Raw genomic sequence first — 13,718 nt, forward strand, 5'->3', positions numbered from 1 at the left:
GGCCGTGGCGCGCTTCCAAGCTGGCTGACCTATGCCAGACCATTTGCCAAGTGTTCTTGGGGTGGTGCCAAAGTTGCCGTAATCGCCGGTTAGGCCAGGGGATTATCGATCCGAGGGAAACGGATGCTGCCGCGCAAGATCATCGTACGCTCGTTGTTGTTCGTTGTCGCCGTGAGCGGGGTTTATGCCCTGTACATGGTCGCCACGGGCAACTTCCACACGGTCATCGCCGGGGAGCTTTACCGGTCGGCGCGTCCTTCTGCGGAACAGATTGCCAGCTGGCACGAGCGATACGGAATCAAGACCATCCTGAATCTGCAAGGCGCCCATCCGGAGGCCGACTGGTATCGCGAGGAAGAGGCGGCGGCCAAGGCCCACGGCATCAAGCTCATCAACTACAAGCTGTCGGCCAAGCGGGATGTGTCGGCCGCGCAGCTGGAGGACTTGCTCGCTCTCATGTCGAATGCCGAGCGCCCCCTCCTCATCCATTGCCGCAGCGGGGCGGATCGCACGGGCCTGGTTTCGGCTTTCTATGTGGCAGGCATCGCCGGCGGCTCCGAACTCTACGCCGAGTTTCAGCTGACTCCCTATTTCGGCCACTTCCCGTTCGAGTTCATGCAATTCTACGCGATGGATCGGTCCTTCGAGGCGCTCGAGGCGCGTCTCGGCTTCCCGGACTCCTGAGCCGGTCTTGCAAGAGACCTTGCCTTCGAAATGAAAAGAGGCGGGAGCGTTTGGCTCCCGCCTCTTTCGCTTCTAGCCGCGGAGAGTATCGGCTAGCGCTTAGAGCGAATCGTCGTTGTCATCGCCATCGTCGTCATCGCCACCGGGGGGCTCCGGCGCTGCGGACGGGGCCGCATCGGGAGCGGGCTTGCCGGCATTCGGTCCGCCGTCGCGGGGGCCCTGACCGTGGTGGCCCTTGCCATGAGGTCCGCGTTGCCAGCCATGAGCCTGGGCCATCTTTGCGCGCAGGCGGGCTTCGATCGCCTTGACCTTGTCGAGTTGCTCGGGCGTCAGCGTGGTGCGGAGCTTGGCGATCGCGGTCTTCAACGCCTCGGCGCTCTTGGCCCGCTCGATGGTGTTGTCGGCGAGACGTTCGGCCATCGCGAAGGGCTCGGCATCCGGCGCCATCATGCGGGGACCCGGACCGCCCGGGCCGCCAGGGCCCATGCCCATCATCGGCCGCTTCATGGTGGCTTGCAGGGCATCGGTGAAGTCGCGCCAGTCATCGAGCTGATTGGCGCGAATGCCGATCTCCGTCTCCATGACGCTCAGCTTCTTGGCGAGGCCGTCGGGGCCGCGCATGCCATGCTTGCCGCCGTGTCGATTGCACATCTTCTTGCCGCCATGGTGCTTGCCCATGCCGGGCTTGCTCCATTCGCTACGGTTATCGCTGTCGGCGAATGCCGTGGTCACCGCGGTCAACCCGGCGACGCCGAGCACGGCGACGACGGCGAGAGCGGCAAACTTCGGGGGGTACTTCATTGAGCCAGCATCCTCAGTTGTTGGTGTCTGACGATTTTTCTACGGGCGGATCGTTGCGATTATTGGTCTTCGCATGTCCGAACGTTGCCGCCCTGGCGAGTTTTGTTGCGAAACATTGCTGGTCCGGGCGGCGTGCGTTTCGGTTACAAAAATCTTCTTCTCGCCAGAGCCCAAGAGGCTAGAAGGAAGCCGATCAGATGACCGCGACCACACCCCGCATACTCGTCTCGACGACGACCCGGAGATCCGCAAGCTTTTGGCGCGCTATGTGGAGAGCCAGGGATTTCGCGTGCTGCTCGCCGCGAATTGCCGCGAGCTGCGCGATCAACTGGCGACCCACCACGTCGACCTCATCGTGCTCGACGTGATGCTGCCTGACGGGTCCGGCCTCGACATGTGCCGGGACTTGCGGGCGCAGCGATCGAACGTGCCCATCATTCTGCTGACGGCGCTCAAAGAGGATGTGGACCGCATTATCGGCCTGGAGATCGGTGCCGACGACTATCTCGGCAAGCCGTTCAATCCGCGCGAGCTCATCGCCCGGGTTCGGGCGGTACTGCGCCGGCGGGCCGATCTGCCGCCGGAGCCGAGCGAGGTGAAGGTCTACCGCTTTGAGGGATTCACGGCGGACCCGCAGACAAGACGGGTGATCGCGCCGGGCCGCGGCGATATCGAGCTGACCGGCGCGGAGTTCGATCTGCTCAAGACATTTCTCGACCGGCCCGGCCGCGTCCTGTCGCGCGATCAATTGCTCGATCTGACGCGCGGCCGCGACGGCGACGGCTTCGACCGGTCGATCGACGTTCTGGTCAGCCGGCTGCGCCGCAAGCTGGGCGGGGACGATGTCCCGCAATTGCTCAAGACGGTGCGCAATGGCGGCTATCAGCTTGCGGTGAAAGTCGACACCGAGGACGACCAACAGTGAATACGCTCCGCGTAAAATTTGCCTTGTTGCTTGTTATCGCGATCGTCTCGGTCGTGGGCCTGCTGACGGTCGTGCTGTTCTATCTGCTCGGGCCCCCGACGCGCTCGGAGCGCGCGATCGAGGGTGTCGTGCGGCAGGTGGAGATGGTGCTCAAGCTCACGAGCAGCGGTCTCGACGGCGTGACGCTGGCGGACGGGCCGGCAGGCGGGCGCTTGTATGAGCGCACGACGGAGGCCTTGCGTGAGACTCTGAAGAAGCGCGGGATCGATCTTCCGGTGACGATCTCGCGGCAGGGCCACCACGCCCCGCTCATCGTGTCCGTGCCCATCGGCGATAAGGGCTGGCTCTGGATGCCGACCTCAGGCATGCCGCCGCCAGGCCCCCCCTGGAAGGCACTGTTTCGCTGGCTCATGCTGATCGCGCTCGGTGCGACCGTAATCGCCGTGTTCGTCGCCAATCGCATGGTGCGGCCGCTGGTCTTCCTTGAGAACGCCGTGGCCTCCGTCGGTGCCGACGGAATGCTGCCGGAATTGCCCGAGCGCGGGCCGGCCGAGGTGCGGGCGACGGCCAAGGCGCTCAACTCGCTGTCGACCCGTCTCAAGCGCGCCATGGAAAGCCGGATGCGCTTGGTGGCGGCCGCCGGGCACGACATGCGCACGCCGATCACGCGCATGCGGCTCCGGGCCGAGTTCGTCACCGACGAGGACGAGCGCGGGAAGTGGCTCAACGATCTCGACGAGCTCGAGCGCATCGCCGACAGCGCGATCATGCTGGTGCGCGAGGAGACGGGGGCCGCCGCGCCCGAGCTGGTGCGGCTCGATGAGCTGGTCAGCGATATCGGCGCGGATCTGAGAGAGCAGAATCTCGACGTGACGATCGAGGACGTGCAGCCGGTGACGGTGCGGGTCAGCCGCTTCAAGCTCAATCGCGCGCTGCGCAATCTCATCATCAACGCGGCCACGCACGGCGTTCGCGCGCGGGTCAGCGTCAATGCGCCCAACGGGCCGATGGCGCGCATCGTCATCGCGGATGGCGGGCCCGGCATTCCACCCGCCGTGATCGATCAGGTGTTCGAGCCGTTCTTCCGCGCCGATCCGGCGCGCCGGCAGGACATTCCGGGCGCGGGGCTCGGCCTCACCATCGCGCGGGAGCTCGTGCAACGCGCCGGCGGCAACATTAGTATTGCCAACGGTCCTGGCGGCGGCTTGGTGCAGGTGGTGGAATTGCCCAAGGCCGTGGAAACCGAGCCTGCCTAGGGAACGCTTTCGCCGACGACGAATTGATCTCGCTCAGGGCACAAAAGTGGCCCAGCATGGAGGTTAAGGCGTTCGAAGAGGAGGACGTTCCCTATGGATATGAACGAAATCCACGATTACGCGCGGCGCTTCATCGGCACCCATGGTGACAAGGCGGAAGTCGAGGCCGCGCAGAAAGTCGCCGAATGCGAAAAGCTGGGTGAAAAGCATCACGCTGAAGATTGGCGCCGGATCCAGGCCGCGATCAAAGAGATGCGCGGGCCTCATGCCAGTTGAGGGGCTTGACCTCTAGGCGCTGGCAGCAAACGGGCTGACGTCTTCGTCGAGCGCGGCGGCGTCAATCATGGCGGACTCGCTGCTTCGCGGCCAGCGGGCGAGACCGTGATGGGGATCGCCGCAGATCAGCCCCATCATCTCGTCCGCCGGGATCGGGCGTCCGAACAGATAGCCTTGGGCGCTCTCGCAGCCGAGCTCGCGCAGCCGTTTGCGCTGTTCCTCCTTCTCGACCCCTTCCGCCGTGACCTCGAGGCTGAAGCTCTCGGCGAGATAGGCGATGGCGCGCACCACGGCTGCGTCCTCGGAATCGGCGCAGAGATTGTGAACGAAGCTCTGATCGATCTTGAGCCGGCTCAAGGGGAAGCGCTTCAACAGGCTGAGCGAGGCGAAGCCGGTCCCGTAATCGTCGAAGGCAATACCCACGCCCAGATCGCGCAGCTCCCGCAACGGAGCGACCATGGTGTCGCCTTGCTGGAGGAAGATGTTCTCGGTGATCTCGAGCTCGAGGGCCGCCGGCGGCAGGGCGTTCTCTTCCAGGGCGCGGACGACGGCCGAACGAAGCTGGCCGCGGCGCAGCTGGGCGCCGAAGAGATTGACGCTCACCCGGAAGTGGTCCGGCCCCAAGTCGTGGATTTTGCGCGCCTGGGCCGCCGCCGCTTGAATCGCCCAGTCGCCGACGATTGGGGCAAGCGCGCCGCGCTCGAGGACATTGAGGAAAGCGCCCGGCGCGAGAAGTCCGTGCTGCGGTGCCGCCAGCGCAGCAGCGCCTCCACGCCGACGACGCGATAGTCGGCGAGCCTCACCTGGGGCTGGTAGAAAAGTTCCAACTGGTCCGTGGCCACAGCATGGCGCAGCTCTTGATCGCAATGACGCCGCGCGAGCGCCGCCTGCCTGAGCATCGGCTGGAACACGCAATAGCCTTTGCGCGGCTCCGCCTTGGCTTGATACAGAGCCAGATCGGCGCTGGAGAGGAGGTCCTCGGCGTCTTGGCCGTGGCTGGGGCTGAGCGCGATGCCGATGCTGAGGCCGAGAAAGGACTCTTGTCCCTCCCAGACGAGCGGTAGGCGAAACGCGCGGAGCAGCCGGTCGCAGAGTTCCGCCGCCCGGACCGGATCGGCGACATCGGAAATGATCACGGCGAACTCGTCGCCGCCGAGCCGGCCGACCATGCCCTCATCGCCCACGCAACTCTTGATGCGCTCGCCGGCCGCCCTGAGGATGCTGTCGCCGGCCGCATGACCCAAGCTGTCGTTGACCTCCTTGAAGCCGTCTAGGTCGAGCATGAGCACGGTGAGCGGCGTTTGCGAGCCGGTGGCTTCGGTGAGGTGGTTGCGCAGCGTGATGCGATTTGGGAGTCCGGTCAGGCTGTCGTAGTGCGCGAGCCTCTCTAGGTTCTCTTGCGACTTGCGGCGCTCGCTGATGTCGCGGGTGATCTTGGCGAAGCCGATCAGCTCGCCCGTCTCATCGCGAATGGTGTCCACCACCACATGGGCCCAGAAGCGCGTGCCGTCCTTGCGGGCGCGCCAGCCCTCTGATTCGAAGCGGCCTTCTGCGGCGGCCGTTGCCAGGATCTTCTCCGGCAAGCCGTTTTGGCGATCCTCGTCGACGAAGAACCGGCGGAAGTGCTGGCCGATGATTTCCGCGGGCTTGTAACCCTTGAACCGCTGCGCGCCGAGGTTCCAATTGGTCACGATTCCTTGCGGATCGAGCATGTAGATGGCGTAGTCGGTGATGTTCTCGACGAGGAGTTGAAACGGGTTCCTGGTCGCGCCGAAAGGACCGGTGCCCTGCCCGACAGGGGCCTTGCCATGCCCGACAGGGGTCTTGCCCAGATCGCCAGCGGCCATCTTGGGTTTGCTTTTTCCTCTTTTCGCCATGGGCCGATATCAGCCCATACGACCTTTCGGCTAAGTTGACGGCATGGCGACAAGTCTCACGATCTCGCGATTTTCGGCAAGGCATTTGGCCGCTGTCGCGGCCGGCAGCGCCTTCATCGCGAACCCTGGGTCGGCTTGCGCTTGGCGCCGGCTTCCGGCGTGAAGCCACCCTCCTTGATATGAAGATCCCGCTGCGGAAACGGAATGGAGATTCCGGCGTCCCGGAGCGCCGCCAGGATGGTGAAGCGCAGATCGCTGCTGGAGCGGATGCGTTCGCCGACATCGCGCAAGAACACCCGCAGCTCGAAGTCGAGCGCGCTGTCGCCAAAGCCGGCGAAGTGGACGACCGGGGGCGGGCTCTTGAGAACGCCGCGATGTTGCTGGGCGACATCTAGAAGAGTCGTCCGCAACAGCTCGACATCCGTGCCGTAGTCGACGCCGACGGCGATGTCGAGGCGGCAACTCTTGTCGAGATGCATCCAGTTGGTCACCGGATCGGTGATGAGGTTGGCATTGGGGATGATCACCGATTGCCGGTAGATGGTCTCGATCTCGGTGGAGCGCACGCTGATCTTCTTCACCGTGCCTTCGAGCCCCGCGACCTGGATGTAGTCGCCGATCTTGATCGGGCGCTCGACCAGGAGGATGAGTCCCGAGACGAAATTGTTGAAGATGCTCTGGAGCCCGAAGCCGATGCCGACGGACAGCGCGCCGGCGACGATGGCGAGGTTCGAGAAGTCGACGCCGAGATAGGAGATGCCGGCCAAGGCCGCGAGCACGAAGCCGAGATAGCCGATGCCGATGCGCACGGATTCGTGCAAGCCGGACTCGCTGTGCCGGCCGGTGAACACGCGGCCGGTGAGCCAGCGTTGCACGAAGCGTGTCAGCGCCAGGCCGAGGGCGAAGACGCCGAGGGCGATCAGCACGGATTGAAGCGATAGGTGAAGATTGCCGAATTGGAAGCCGAAGAACGCCGCCTGAATCCAGCCTTTGACCTCGACCCAGTCGAAGCGCCACAGAAGCAGAAGCACGGTGACGCCGACGGCGATGATGGCGATGTCGAGCAGCAGGCTGACGATGATGCGAAGGGTCAGCAAGGACGGCGCGCCCATGTCCTCCTCTTCATCGAGATCGTCGTCGATGGTTCGGCCGGAGATGACGCTGACGCTCGAGATGGATTCGGCGGCGAGATGCAGCAGGTACATGATCCACAGCACGCCGGCGGTGGATACCGCGTGCATGCCCACGAAGCGGGCGAGGGATTCGTAGCCAAACAGCATGGCGATGATGATGATGCCGGCGACGGCGCCGCAGAAGGAGAACAGCCAGGCGCGCCAGCCGCTCAACGCCGCCTTGCCCATCACCGTACCGCTTTGGATCGCCAGCAGGATGGCGGCGAGAATCACGCCGTAGAGGGCGGCGAAGATCGCCGAGCGCAGCACCGAGACCTGATAGGGCGTGAACACCGCCGTGTCGGTGAGATTTAAGACCAGATCGACCCACCAGACCGCGGTAATGGCCCATAGCAAACCGGCGACGCGCCGAGCCACCGCGTCGGTGGACGGGATGATCTTCCAGGCGCTGTCGTCGGGCAGGAGGGAATAGGTGATGAGGGCGATGAGGAAGATCGCCCAGCCGGTGGCGAGAATTGCCCTGAGCAGGAATCCGTTGAGGGTGGGGTCGGCAAGGCCCGCCGCGGACACGATGAGATAGAAGACCAAGAGCCCGAGCCACAGCGGCAGCGTGCTGCGCACCGTCTTGCGCAAGGCCCAAACGCCGCATTGCTGTACCGTGGGCTCGGCCGGCTTGTTGGCGCGCTGCTTGGCGTCGACGCGCCCGGCCATGTTGCGGACGAAGCTTCGTCCGGCCACGGCGGCTCCGACCGGCACGAGGAAGATCAGCAGAAATACGACGATGCCCTTGGCCCAGGCGCGGGAGATCCATTCGGCGCCGGCATCGAACAGGCGCTTCAGTTGCAGCGGCACGCGCTCGAATGCCGCCGGCAGCACGCTGGAATAGAAATTCGGGACCGGTCCGAACAGGGATTCGGTGAAGCGCTCGCGGCGCTTGTCGTTGGCGGCGTCGATCAGCTGGTCCGCGCGGACGAACAGGATGTCGGCCTGCTTCAGCTTGCCGTCGATGGCGGCGACATTCGCCTCTAGGCGCTTTCGCTGCGCGGCAATCTCGGGGCTCTCCTTGGGCCCATCCTTCTCCGGCGCGGGGCCCAGCTTGGCCAAACGTTCCCGCATGTCTTGGAGCTTGGGTTCGAGCTTGCCTTCTGCTCGCGGATGGCCTCGCGCAGTGTCTCGAGAAATTCGGGGATGGCCCTCAGTTCCTCGTCGGTCGTCGCGCCGTCGGCGATGGCCTGTTCCAGGGCCTTGATCTGGTTGGTCCACAGCTTCAGGGAGTCGGTGAACGCCGTGACCAACCTATCCTTGGTGGCGTCGGCTTCCTGCTCCGGCCCGGATTCCGCGTCCGGCGCCGGCTCGGCTGCTGGCTGCTCGGCGCTGGCGGGCGGCTCTTCGGCAACTGGTGGCTCTTCGGCAGCTGGCGGTGCCGCGGGTGCGGGCGCCTCGCTTGGTGCGGGCTGCGCCTCGACGGGGGCCGGGGCTGCGCCTGCCGCGCCCTGGCCGGAATCTTGAGCGGACTCCTGAGCGGCGTCTTGAGGGGCGTCTTGCGCGAGCTCTTGAGCATGGCCCGGCGGCACAAGCGCCAGCATGAGCGCGAGGGTTGCGGTGACAGCAAGCAGGTTTCGCCTCAACCAAAACGGCATTGTCAGTCGGCCTCCTTTGCCGGTTTGGGTGGGCCGGACCCGGCAAGTCCCTAGAGTTTCCAATGATTTATCGTATGGGGCGAGACATTGGGCATGACAATGAGGAAGATTGACGGCAGGCCGGGTGGCAAATCGGCCCGGGGAGGTGCGATGACCGATCAAACGCGACGGCCGACGGTGGAGCGCCCGGCGCCCGGGCGGGTCTGGTATGTGGCGGCCGTCCTCGTGGCCTTGGCCGGGTTCGCGCTTGCGGGCTACCGGGTTTATTCCAACATCGGCGATCTGATGAGCGGGCTCGACCAGGTGGTGGTGCCGGGCCAAGCGGATCTCGCGCTCGAGCCGGGCCGATACACCATCTTTCACGAATATCAGAGCACGGTCGACGGCCGCATCTACTCCGGCACCGACGTCTCCGGCCTCTTGGTGCGTATCGTGCCCGCCGGCGGCGGCGAGCCCCTCACCCTAGACCAGCCCGGCGCGACCTCGAGCTATGAGCTGGGCGGGCGCGCCGGCCGCTCGGTGCTCGCCTTCGAGGTGCCCAAGGCGGGAGAGTACAAGCTGGTGGCCGTCTACCCGGAAGGCGAAGAGAAGCCGCAAGCCGTGCTCGCCGTGGGCCGCGGCATGACGGGGCGCATCCTGACGCTCGTGTTCAGTGCGCTCGTCATCGTGTTCCTGAGCGTCGCCGCCGCGGCGCTCATTGCGGTCATCACCTATCGGCGCCGGCGCGCGGCCATCGCGCCACGTTAAACTGGAGACACATGATGAGGCTCGGCATCACCGGCATGGCTTGCGTGACACTGGCATGGCTCGGCCTGTGCGCCACGGCGGCACTCGCGGCAGAGGCCGATCCGTGCGCGGACGCCGTCACCACCCTCGCGATGCGGGAGTGCCTGGGCAAGGCCTATAAGACGGCCGACGCGGACCTGAACGCGGTGTGGAAACAGGTCATGGCCAGTGTCGGCACCGCCGACTATTTGCCGGCGAAGGAGCGCAAGGCCTGGAACGACGAGCTGCTCGAGTCACAGCGGGCTTGGATAAAATTCAAGGAGCACGATTGCGAAGCCGTCGGCTATGAGTGGTGGGGTGGGTCTGGCGCGAGCGGCGCCATTATGAGCTGCCTGCTCGAGCACACCGAAGCCCGTACCAAGGACCTCAGGGCGCGCTATCTCGACCGGTAGTCCCTCAGCTTCCGAGGAGGGCGGGCAGCCGGGGGCGCCACGGCTCGCGCGCAACCAAGGCGGTGCAGCGCCTGACCACCAAGGCCCGATGCGCCGGGTCATGCGGCTTCAGGGAGTCGAAAGCCCGCGATAGGCGCGAGCCCTGCGCTTCAACCCAGGAACGACATCTGGACCAGCCGCCTGACGCCGTCTTGGCGGCGATGGCCGCGAAGCTCCGGGATCTGGTGCGAGCCCAAACGGCGCCGGCAGTCCCGTGGCTTTGCAGCGCCCGGGAGAGCGTGGCGCTTTCCGCGACCATCCGGCCCTTTGCGTGTCGCGCGAGGATGGGCGTGCGCCTTCGCACCCTGGACCAATCGGCGGCAAGGCGATCCTGCGTGGTGCTGGCCAAGCGCCGTGACCGCAGCTGGGTCCGCATCCACGCAGCCGAGGCCCGCTTCCGCATCGGGTGCGTGAGCACCGCTGTTTGGGCCGAGGCTTGCGCGTAACCGGCAGCGAGGCGCTTGCGGAAGACGATGCCGAGGCGCTCGGAGGTTTGGACCGTCCAGGCAAAGCCGATCGATGCATAGGCGAAGCCGCGCGGGCGAGCCACAGGGCGGTCCGCAGGAACCACGACCAACCCACCGCCATGGACCGCCCGAGCAGGGCGGCGAGCGCTTTGGCCCGCGGTGCTGTCCAGGCGGCGGCGCGCAGGCTGAATCTCCGCGCCGCGCGAAGACAGGCGAGGGTGGTGCGCGACAGGAAGATCGCGGCCGACCGCATCGCGGCGAGAGAGGTGACGGTGAAGCGCCGCAGGCGCCAGGCGGCGCGCTGCCGCTTGAGCGCCAGCCGGTCCAGCGCCTCTTGGCGCCGCAGGCGCTCTGCACGGCGCCTTTCGTCGCGATGGTAGCTTTCGAGCCAGCTATGATGGCGTGAGAGTTCGTCGAGGGTCGAGGCGATGAGATGCTTCGACCGGTCGATGTCGTCCTGGGCGGCCCCGACTGGGTCGAGGATATTGCTGGCACCAGACACGAGGATGCTCCCCCTAGAGATCCTTCTCGGGCGTTGGAGTGTCCCGGCTTCCCTCGGAGCTCCACGCAGCTTACGCCCGAACTCCTAACGCCGGGTGAGCGAGATCCGTTCCCGCGATCCGGGGCTAAAATCCGGTTCCCGGCCAGCCGACCGGCGGCTTGCCCAGGCGTGGCCTGTGCTACGATTCGCCCATGAGGGCTGCGATTCGCATTGTCGGCATCGACCCGGGGCTGAGGCGCACCGGCTGGGGCGTCATCGACACTGACGGCGTCAAGCTCAGCTATGTGGCTTGCGGCTCGGTGACCTCGGATTCGGACGAGCATCTCGGCCACCGGCTGCGGCAGCTCTTCGACGGACTGTCCGAGGTCTTGGCCTCGCTGTCGCCGGTAGAGGCCGCCGTCGAGCAGACCTTCGTCAATCGCGACGCGACCGCCACCCTGAAGCTCGGCCAGGCCCGGGGCATCGCCATGCTGGTGCCCGCGCTTGCCGGGCTCACGATCGCCGAATACGCGCCGAACGCGGTGAAGAAGACCGTGGTGGGCGCAGGGCATGGCGACAAGACGCAGATCCGCGCCATGGTGAAATGCCTGCTGCCGCGCGCCGTGCCCGACAGCGCCGATGCGGCGGATGCGCTCGCCATCGCCATCACCCATGCCCATACGCGGGCGTGGACCAAGCTCGAAGCCCGGGTCACGCAAGCCGAGAGGGCCGCGTCATGATCGGCAAGCTCACGGGCAAGGTCGACACGGTCTCGCTGTCCACGGCGATCATCGACGTGGGGGGCGTCGGCTACGAGGTGACGCTCGGCACGCGCACGCTGTCGACGCTGCCGCCGATCGGCGAGGTGGTGACGCTCGCCATCGACACGCATCTCAAAGAGGACGGCGTGCGGCTTTACGGCTTCACCAGCGAGCACGACCGCGCTTGGTTCCGGGCGTGCAATTCGGTGCAAGGCGTCGGCGCCAAGGTGGCGCTGGCGGTGCTCGGCACGCTGTCGGCCAACGATCTCGCCAATGCCGTAGCGCTCCAGGACAAGAACCAGGTGCGCGCGCGCCTGGCGTCGGCCCCAAGGTCGCCGCGCGGATCGTCGCCGAGTAAGACAAGATGCCGGCGCTGGCGCCCGCCTCGGACCGGGCGGCGGCGGCATCCAGGTGGCGGCGTTGCCGGAAGGTCTCGCGCGCGCGATGCGGTTTCGGCGCTGACCAATCTCGGCTATGCCCACGGCGAGGCGGCGGCGGCCGTCAGCGCGGCCATCGCCAAGATGGGCAACGAGGCCCGCGCCGAGGAGTTGATCCGCGTCGGGCTCAAGGAGCTCGCCCAATGAGTGAGCGCATGCTAGCGGCGGCGAAACGCGACGAGGACCAGCCGGATGCGGCGCTCCGCCCACAGACGCTTGGTGAGTTCATCGGCCAAGCCAAGATCCGCTCCAATCTCAAAGTGTTCATCGATGCCGCCGCGGGCCGCCGCGAGCGCTCGACCATGTGCTGTTCGCCGGGCCGCCGGGTCTCGGCAAGACGACGCTGGCGCAGATCGTGGCGCGGGAGCTCGGCGTCAGCTTCCGGGCGACCTCGGGCCCGGTGATCGCCAAGGCGGGCGATCTCGCCGCACTCCTCACCAATCTCGAGGACCGCGACGTGCTGTTCATCGACGAGATTCACCGGCTCTCGCCCGCGGTGGAGGAGATCCTCTATCCGGCCATGGAGGACTTCCAGCTCGACCTCATCATCGGCGAGGGACCGGCGGCGCGCTCGGTACGCATCGATGTCGCCCGCTTCACGCTGATCGGCGCCACCACGCGCACCGGACTGCTCACGACGCCTTTGCGCGAACGCTTCGGCATTCCCATCCGGCTCCAGTTCTACACGGTGGAGGAGTTGGAAGAGATCGTGCGACGGGGCGCGCGGCTGCTCGGACTGCCGCTGACGCAGGAAGGCGTGCATGAGATCGCCCCGCCGGCGCGCGCGGCACCCCGCGTGTGGCGGGGCGGCTGTTGCGCCGGGTGCGGGACTTCGCCGCCGTCGAGGGCAATGGCGCGGTCGACGCCAAGCTCGCCGATAGTGCCTTGTCGCAGCTCGAGGTGGACTCGCGCGGGCTCGACGCGCTCGACCACCGCTATTTGCGGCTGATCGCCATGAACTATGGCGGCGGGCCGGTCGGCATCGAGACCATCGCCGCGGGGATGTCGGAGCCGCGCGACGCTATCGAGGAGATCATCGACCTTATCTGCTGCAGCAGGGCTTCATCGCCCGCACGCCACGCGGCCGGGTGCTGACGGCGCTGGCTTACGGTCATCTCGGCGTGGCGCCGCCGGCGCAACCGGCGCAGTTCCCGCTGTTCAACGGCGGCGAAGACTAGTGGGCACCTGGCCGGACCTTGCCGGGCGCATCGAGGGCGAGACCCATGTCTTGCCGGTGCGCGTCTATTTCGAGGACACCGACGCCGGCGGCGTCGTCTATCACACCAACTTTCTGAAATTCTGCGAGCGCGGCCGTTCCGACTTCGTCCGCCTGCTCGGCATCAGTCACCAAGATCTCGCCAACCCGAAAGAGGGCGAGCCCACGATCTTCGTCGTGCGCCATATCGACATCGATTTTCTGAGACCGGGCCGTCTCGACGATGTGCTGGAAGTGGTGACCTCTTGCGCCCAGATCGGCGGCGCCAGCCTGGTGCTCGCGCAGGAGGTGCGGCGCGACGGGGTGGCGCTTGCCCGCGCCAAGGTGACCGTCGTGCTGGTGTCGGCGTCGGGCAAACCCCAACGGATAGGTCAAATGGTCCGGGGCGCGCTTCAACGATTCGTTAACCGGTCGCGTGAAACGTAGCTAAGACCGGTAAAGCATAAAATTGCGCCGGGTAGAGTCGCGTGCCGCGGCTCGGGCGGTAGAGCCCAAGTTTAGTCACAATCGCTCGCGAAAGGTCGGGGTTTAGCGAGCGAAATGCGGC

At 66.2% G+C, this 13,718-nt stretch carries 13 protein-coding genes and 2 pseudogenes; 11 read left to right on the forward strand and 4 right to left on the reverse strand.

The window, feature by feature from the left end; translation table 11 throughout:
• Window positions 1-123: 123 nt before the first annotated feature.
• Entirely contained in the window at window positions 124-684 is a 561-nt protein-coding gene (locus AUC69_RS11240; RefSeq protein WP_069442231.1) for a fused DSP-PTPase phosphatase/NAD kinase-like protein, read from the forward strand.
• A gap of 99 nt (window positions 685-783) precedes the next feature.
• On the opposite strand, the gene AUC69_RS11245 is transcribed toward AUC69_RS11240, so the two are convergent.
• Window positions 784-1,485, reverse strand: coding sequence for a Spy/CpxP family protein refolding chaperone (locus AUC69_RS11245; RefSeq protein ID WP_069442232.1), 702 nt, complete (start codon window positions 1,483-1,485; stop codon window positions 784-786).
• A 289-nt stretch (window positions 1,486-1,774) separates the two neighbouring features.
• Between AUC69_RS11245 and AUC69_RS11250 the strand changes: the two genes are divergently transcribed.
• The 3 genes from AUC69_RS11250 to AUC69_RS11260 all read left to right on the forward strand — a co-directional run bounded on the left by AUC69_RS11250 (window position 1,775) and on the right by AUC69_RS11260 (window position 3,942).
• The gene (locus tag AUC69_RS11250; RefSeq protein ID WP_425283532.1) at window positions 1,775-2,410 is read left to right on the forward strand and encodes a winged helix-turn-helix domain-containing protein; all 636 of its coding nucleotides are present in this window, start codon (window positions 1,775-1,777) and stop codon (window positions 2,408-2,410) included.
• Window positions 2,407-3,666, forward strand: a complete 1,260-nt coding sequence (locus AUC69_RS11255; protein ID WP_069442233.1) for a sensor histidine kinase — start codon at window positions 2,407-2,409, stop codon at window positions 3,664-3,666. Before AUC69_RS11250 ends, AUC69_RS11255 begins: the two co-directional genes overlap by 4 nt.
• Window positions 3,667-3,759: 93 nt before the next feature.
• Entirely contained in the window at window positions 3,760-3,942 is a 183-nt protein-coding gene (locus AUC69_RS11260; protein ID WP_069442234.1) for a hypothetical protein, read from the forward strand.
• Between the two features lie 12 nt (window positions 3,943-3,954).
• On the opposite strand, the pseudogene AUC69_RS19770 reads toward AUC69_RS11260, so the two are convergent.
• The 3 genes and pseudogenes from AUC69_RS19770 to AUC69_RS11280 all read right to left on the reverse strand — a co-directional run bounded on the left by AUC69_RS19770 (window position 3,955) and on the right by AUC69_RS11280 (window position 8,592).
• Window positions 3,955-5,819, reverse strand: a pseudogene (locus AUC69_RS19770) (putative bifunctional diguanylate cyclase/phosphodiesterase).
• A 113-nt stretch (window positions 5,820-5,932) separates the two neighbouring features.
• Window positions 5,933-8,068 carry a mechanosensitive ion channel domain-containing protein gene (locus AUC69_RS11275; protein ID WP_083239361.1) on the reverse strand — a complete coding sequence of 712 codons (2,136 nt, stop codon included), beginning with the start codon at window positions 8,066-8,068 and terminating at the stop codon, window positions 5,933-5,935.
• On the reverse strand, window positions 7,978-8,592 hold the full coding sequence (locus AUC69_RS11280) for a hypothetical protein (RefSeq protein ID WP_141700752.1): 615 nt from the start codon (window positions 8,590-8,592) through the stop codon (window positions 7,978-7,980). Before AUC69_RS11280 ends, AUC69_RS11275 begins: the two co-directional genes overlap by 91 nt.
• A gap of 150 nt (window positions 8,593-8,742) precedes the next feature.
• Here AUC69_RS11280 and AUC69_RS11285 point away from each other — a divergent pair, with 150 nt between their 5' ends.
• From AUC69_RS11285 to ybgC, 7 genes and pseudogenes are all read left to right on the forward strand, one after another.
• Entirely contained in the window at window positions 8,743-9,339 is a 597-nt protein-coding gene (locus tag AUC69_RS11285) for a hypothetical protein (protein WP_069442239.1), read from the forward strand.
• Between the two features lie 11 nt (window positions 9,340-9,350).
• Complete coding sequence (locus AUC69_RS11290) at window positions 9,351-9,770, forward strand: lysozyme inhibitor LprI family protein (protein ID WP_083239362.1); 420 nt, start codon at window positions 9,351-9,353, stop codon at window positions 9,768-9,770.
• Window positions 9,771-10,099: 329 nt separating this feature from the next.
• Window positions 10,100-10,255, forward strand: coding sequence for a DUF4242 domain-containing protein (locus tag AUC69_RS17100; RefSeq protein WP_141700753.1), 156 nt, complete (start codon window positions 10,100-10,102; stop codon window positions 10,253-10,255).
• 714 nt (window positions 10,256-10,969) lie between these two features.
• Entirely contained in the window at window positions 10,970-11,497 is a 528-nt protein-coding gene (ruvC, locus tag AUC69_RS11300; RefSeq protein ID WP_069442241.1) for a crossover junction endodeoxyribonuclease RuvC, read from the forward strand.
• Window positions 11,494-12,102: a Holliday junction branch migration protein RuvA gene (gene ruvA / locus AUC69_RS11305; RefSeq protein ID WP_342018577.1), complete on the forward strand. Its 609-nt coding sequence runs from the start codon at window positions 11,494-11,496 to the stop codon at window positions 12,100-12,102. The genes ruvC and ruvA overlap by 4 nt, the downstream gene beginning before the upstream one ends.
• Window positions 12,099-13,133: pseudogene (gene ruvB / locus AUC69_RS11310) on the forward strand (Holliday junction branch migration DNA helicase RuvB). The gene ruvA and the pseudogene ruvB overlap by 4 nt, the downstream one beginning before the upstream one ends.
• The gene (gene ybgC / locus AUC69_RS11315; RefSeq protein WP_069442242.1) at window positions 13,133-13,597 is read left to right on the forward strand and encodes a tol-pal system-associated acyl-CoA thioesterase; all 465 of its coding nucleotides are present in this window, start codon (window positions 13,133-13,135) and stop codon (window positions 13,595-13,597) included. Before ruvB ends, ybgC begins: the two are co-directional and overlap by 1 nt.
• Window positions 13,598-13,718: the final 121 nt, after the last annotated feature.

Origin of the sequence: Methyloceanibacter superfactus, assembly GCF_001723305.1 — a bacterium.
Lineage (GTDB): Bacteria > Pseudomonadota > Alphaproteobacteria > Rhizobiales > Methyloligellaceae > Methyloceanibacter > Methyloceanibacter superfactus.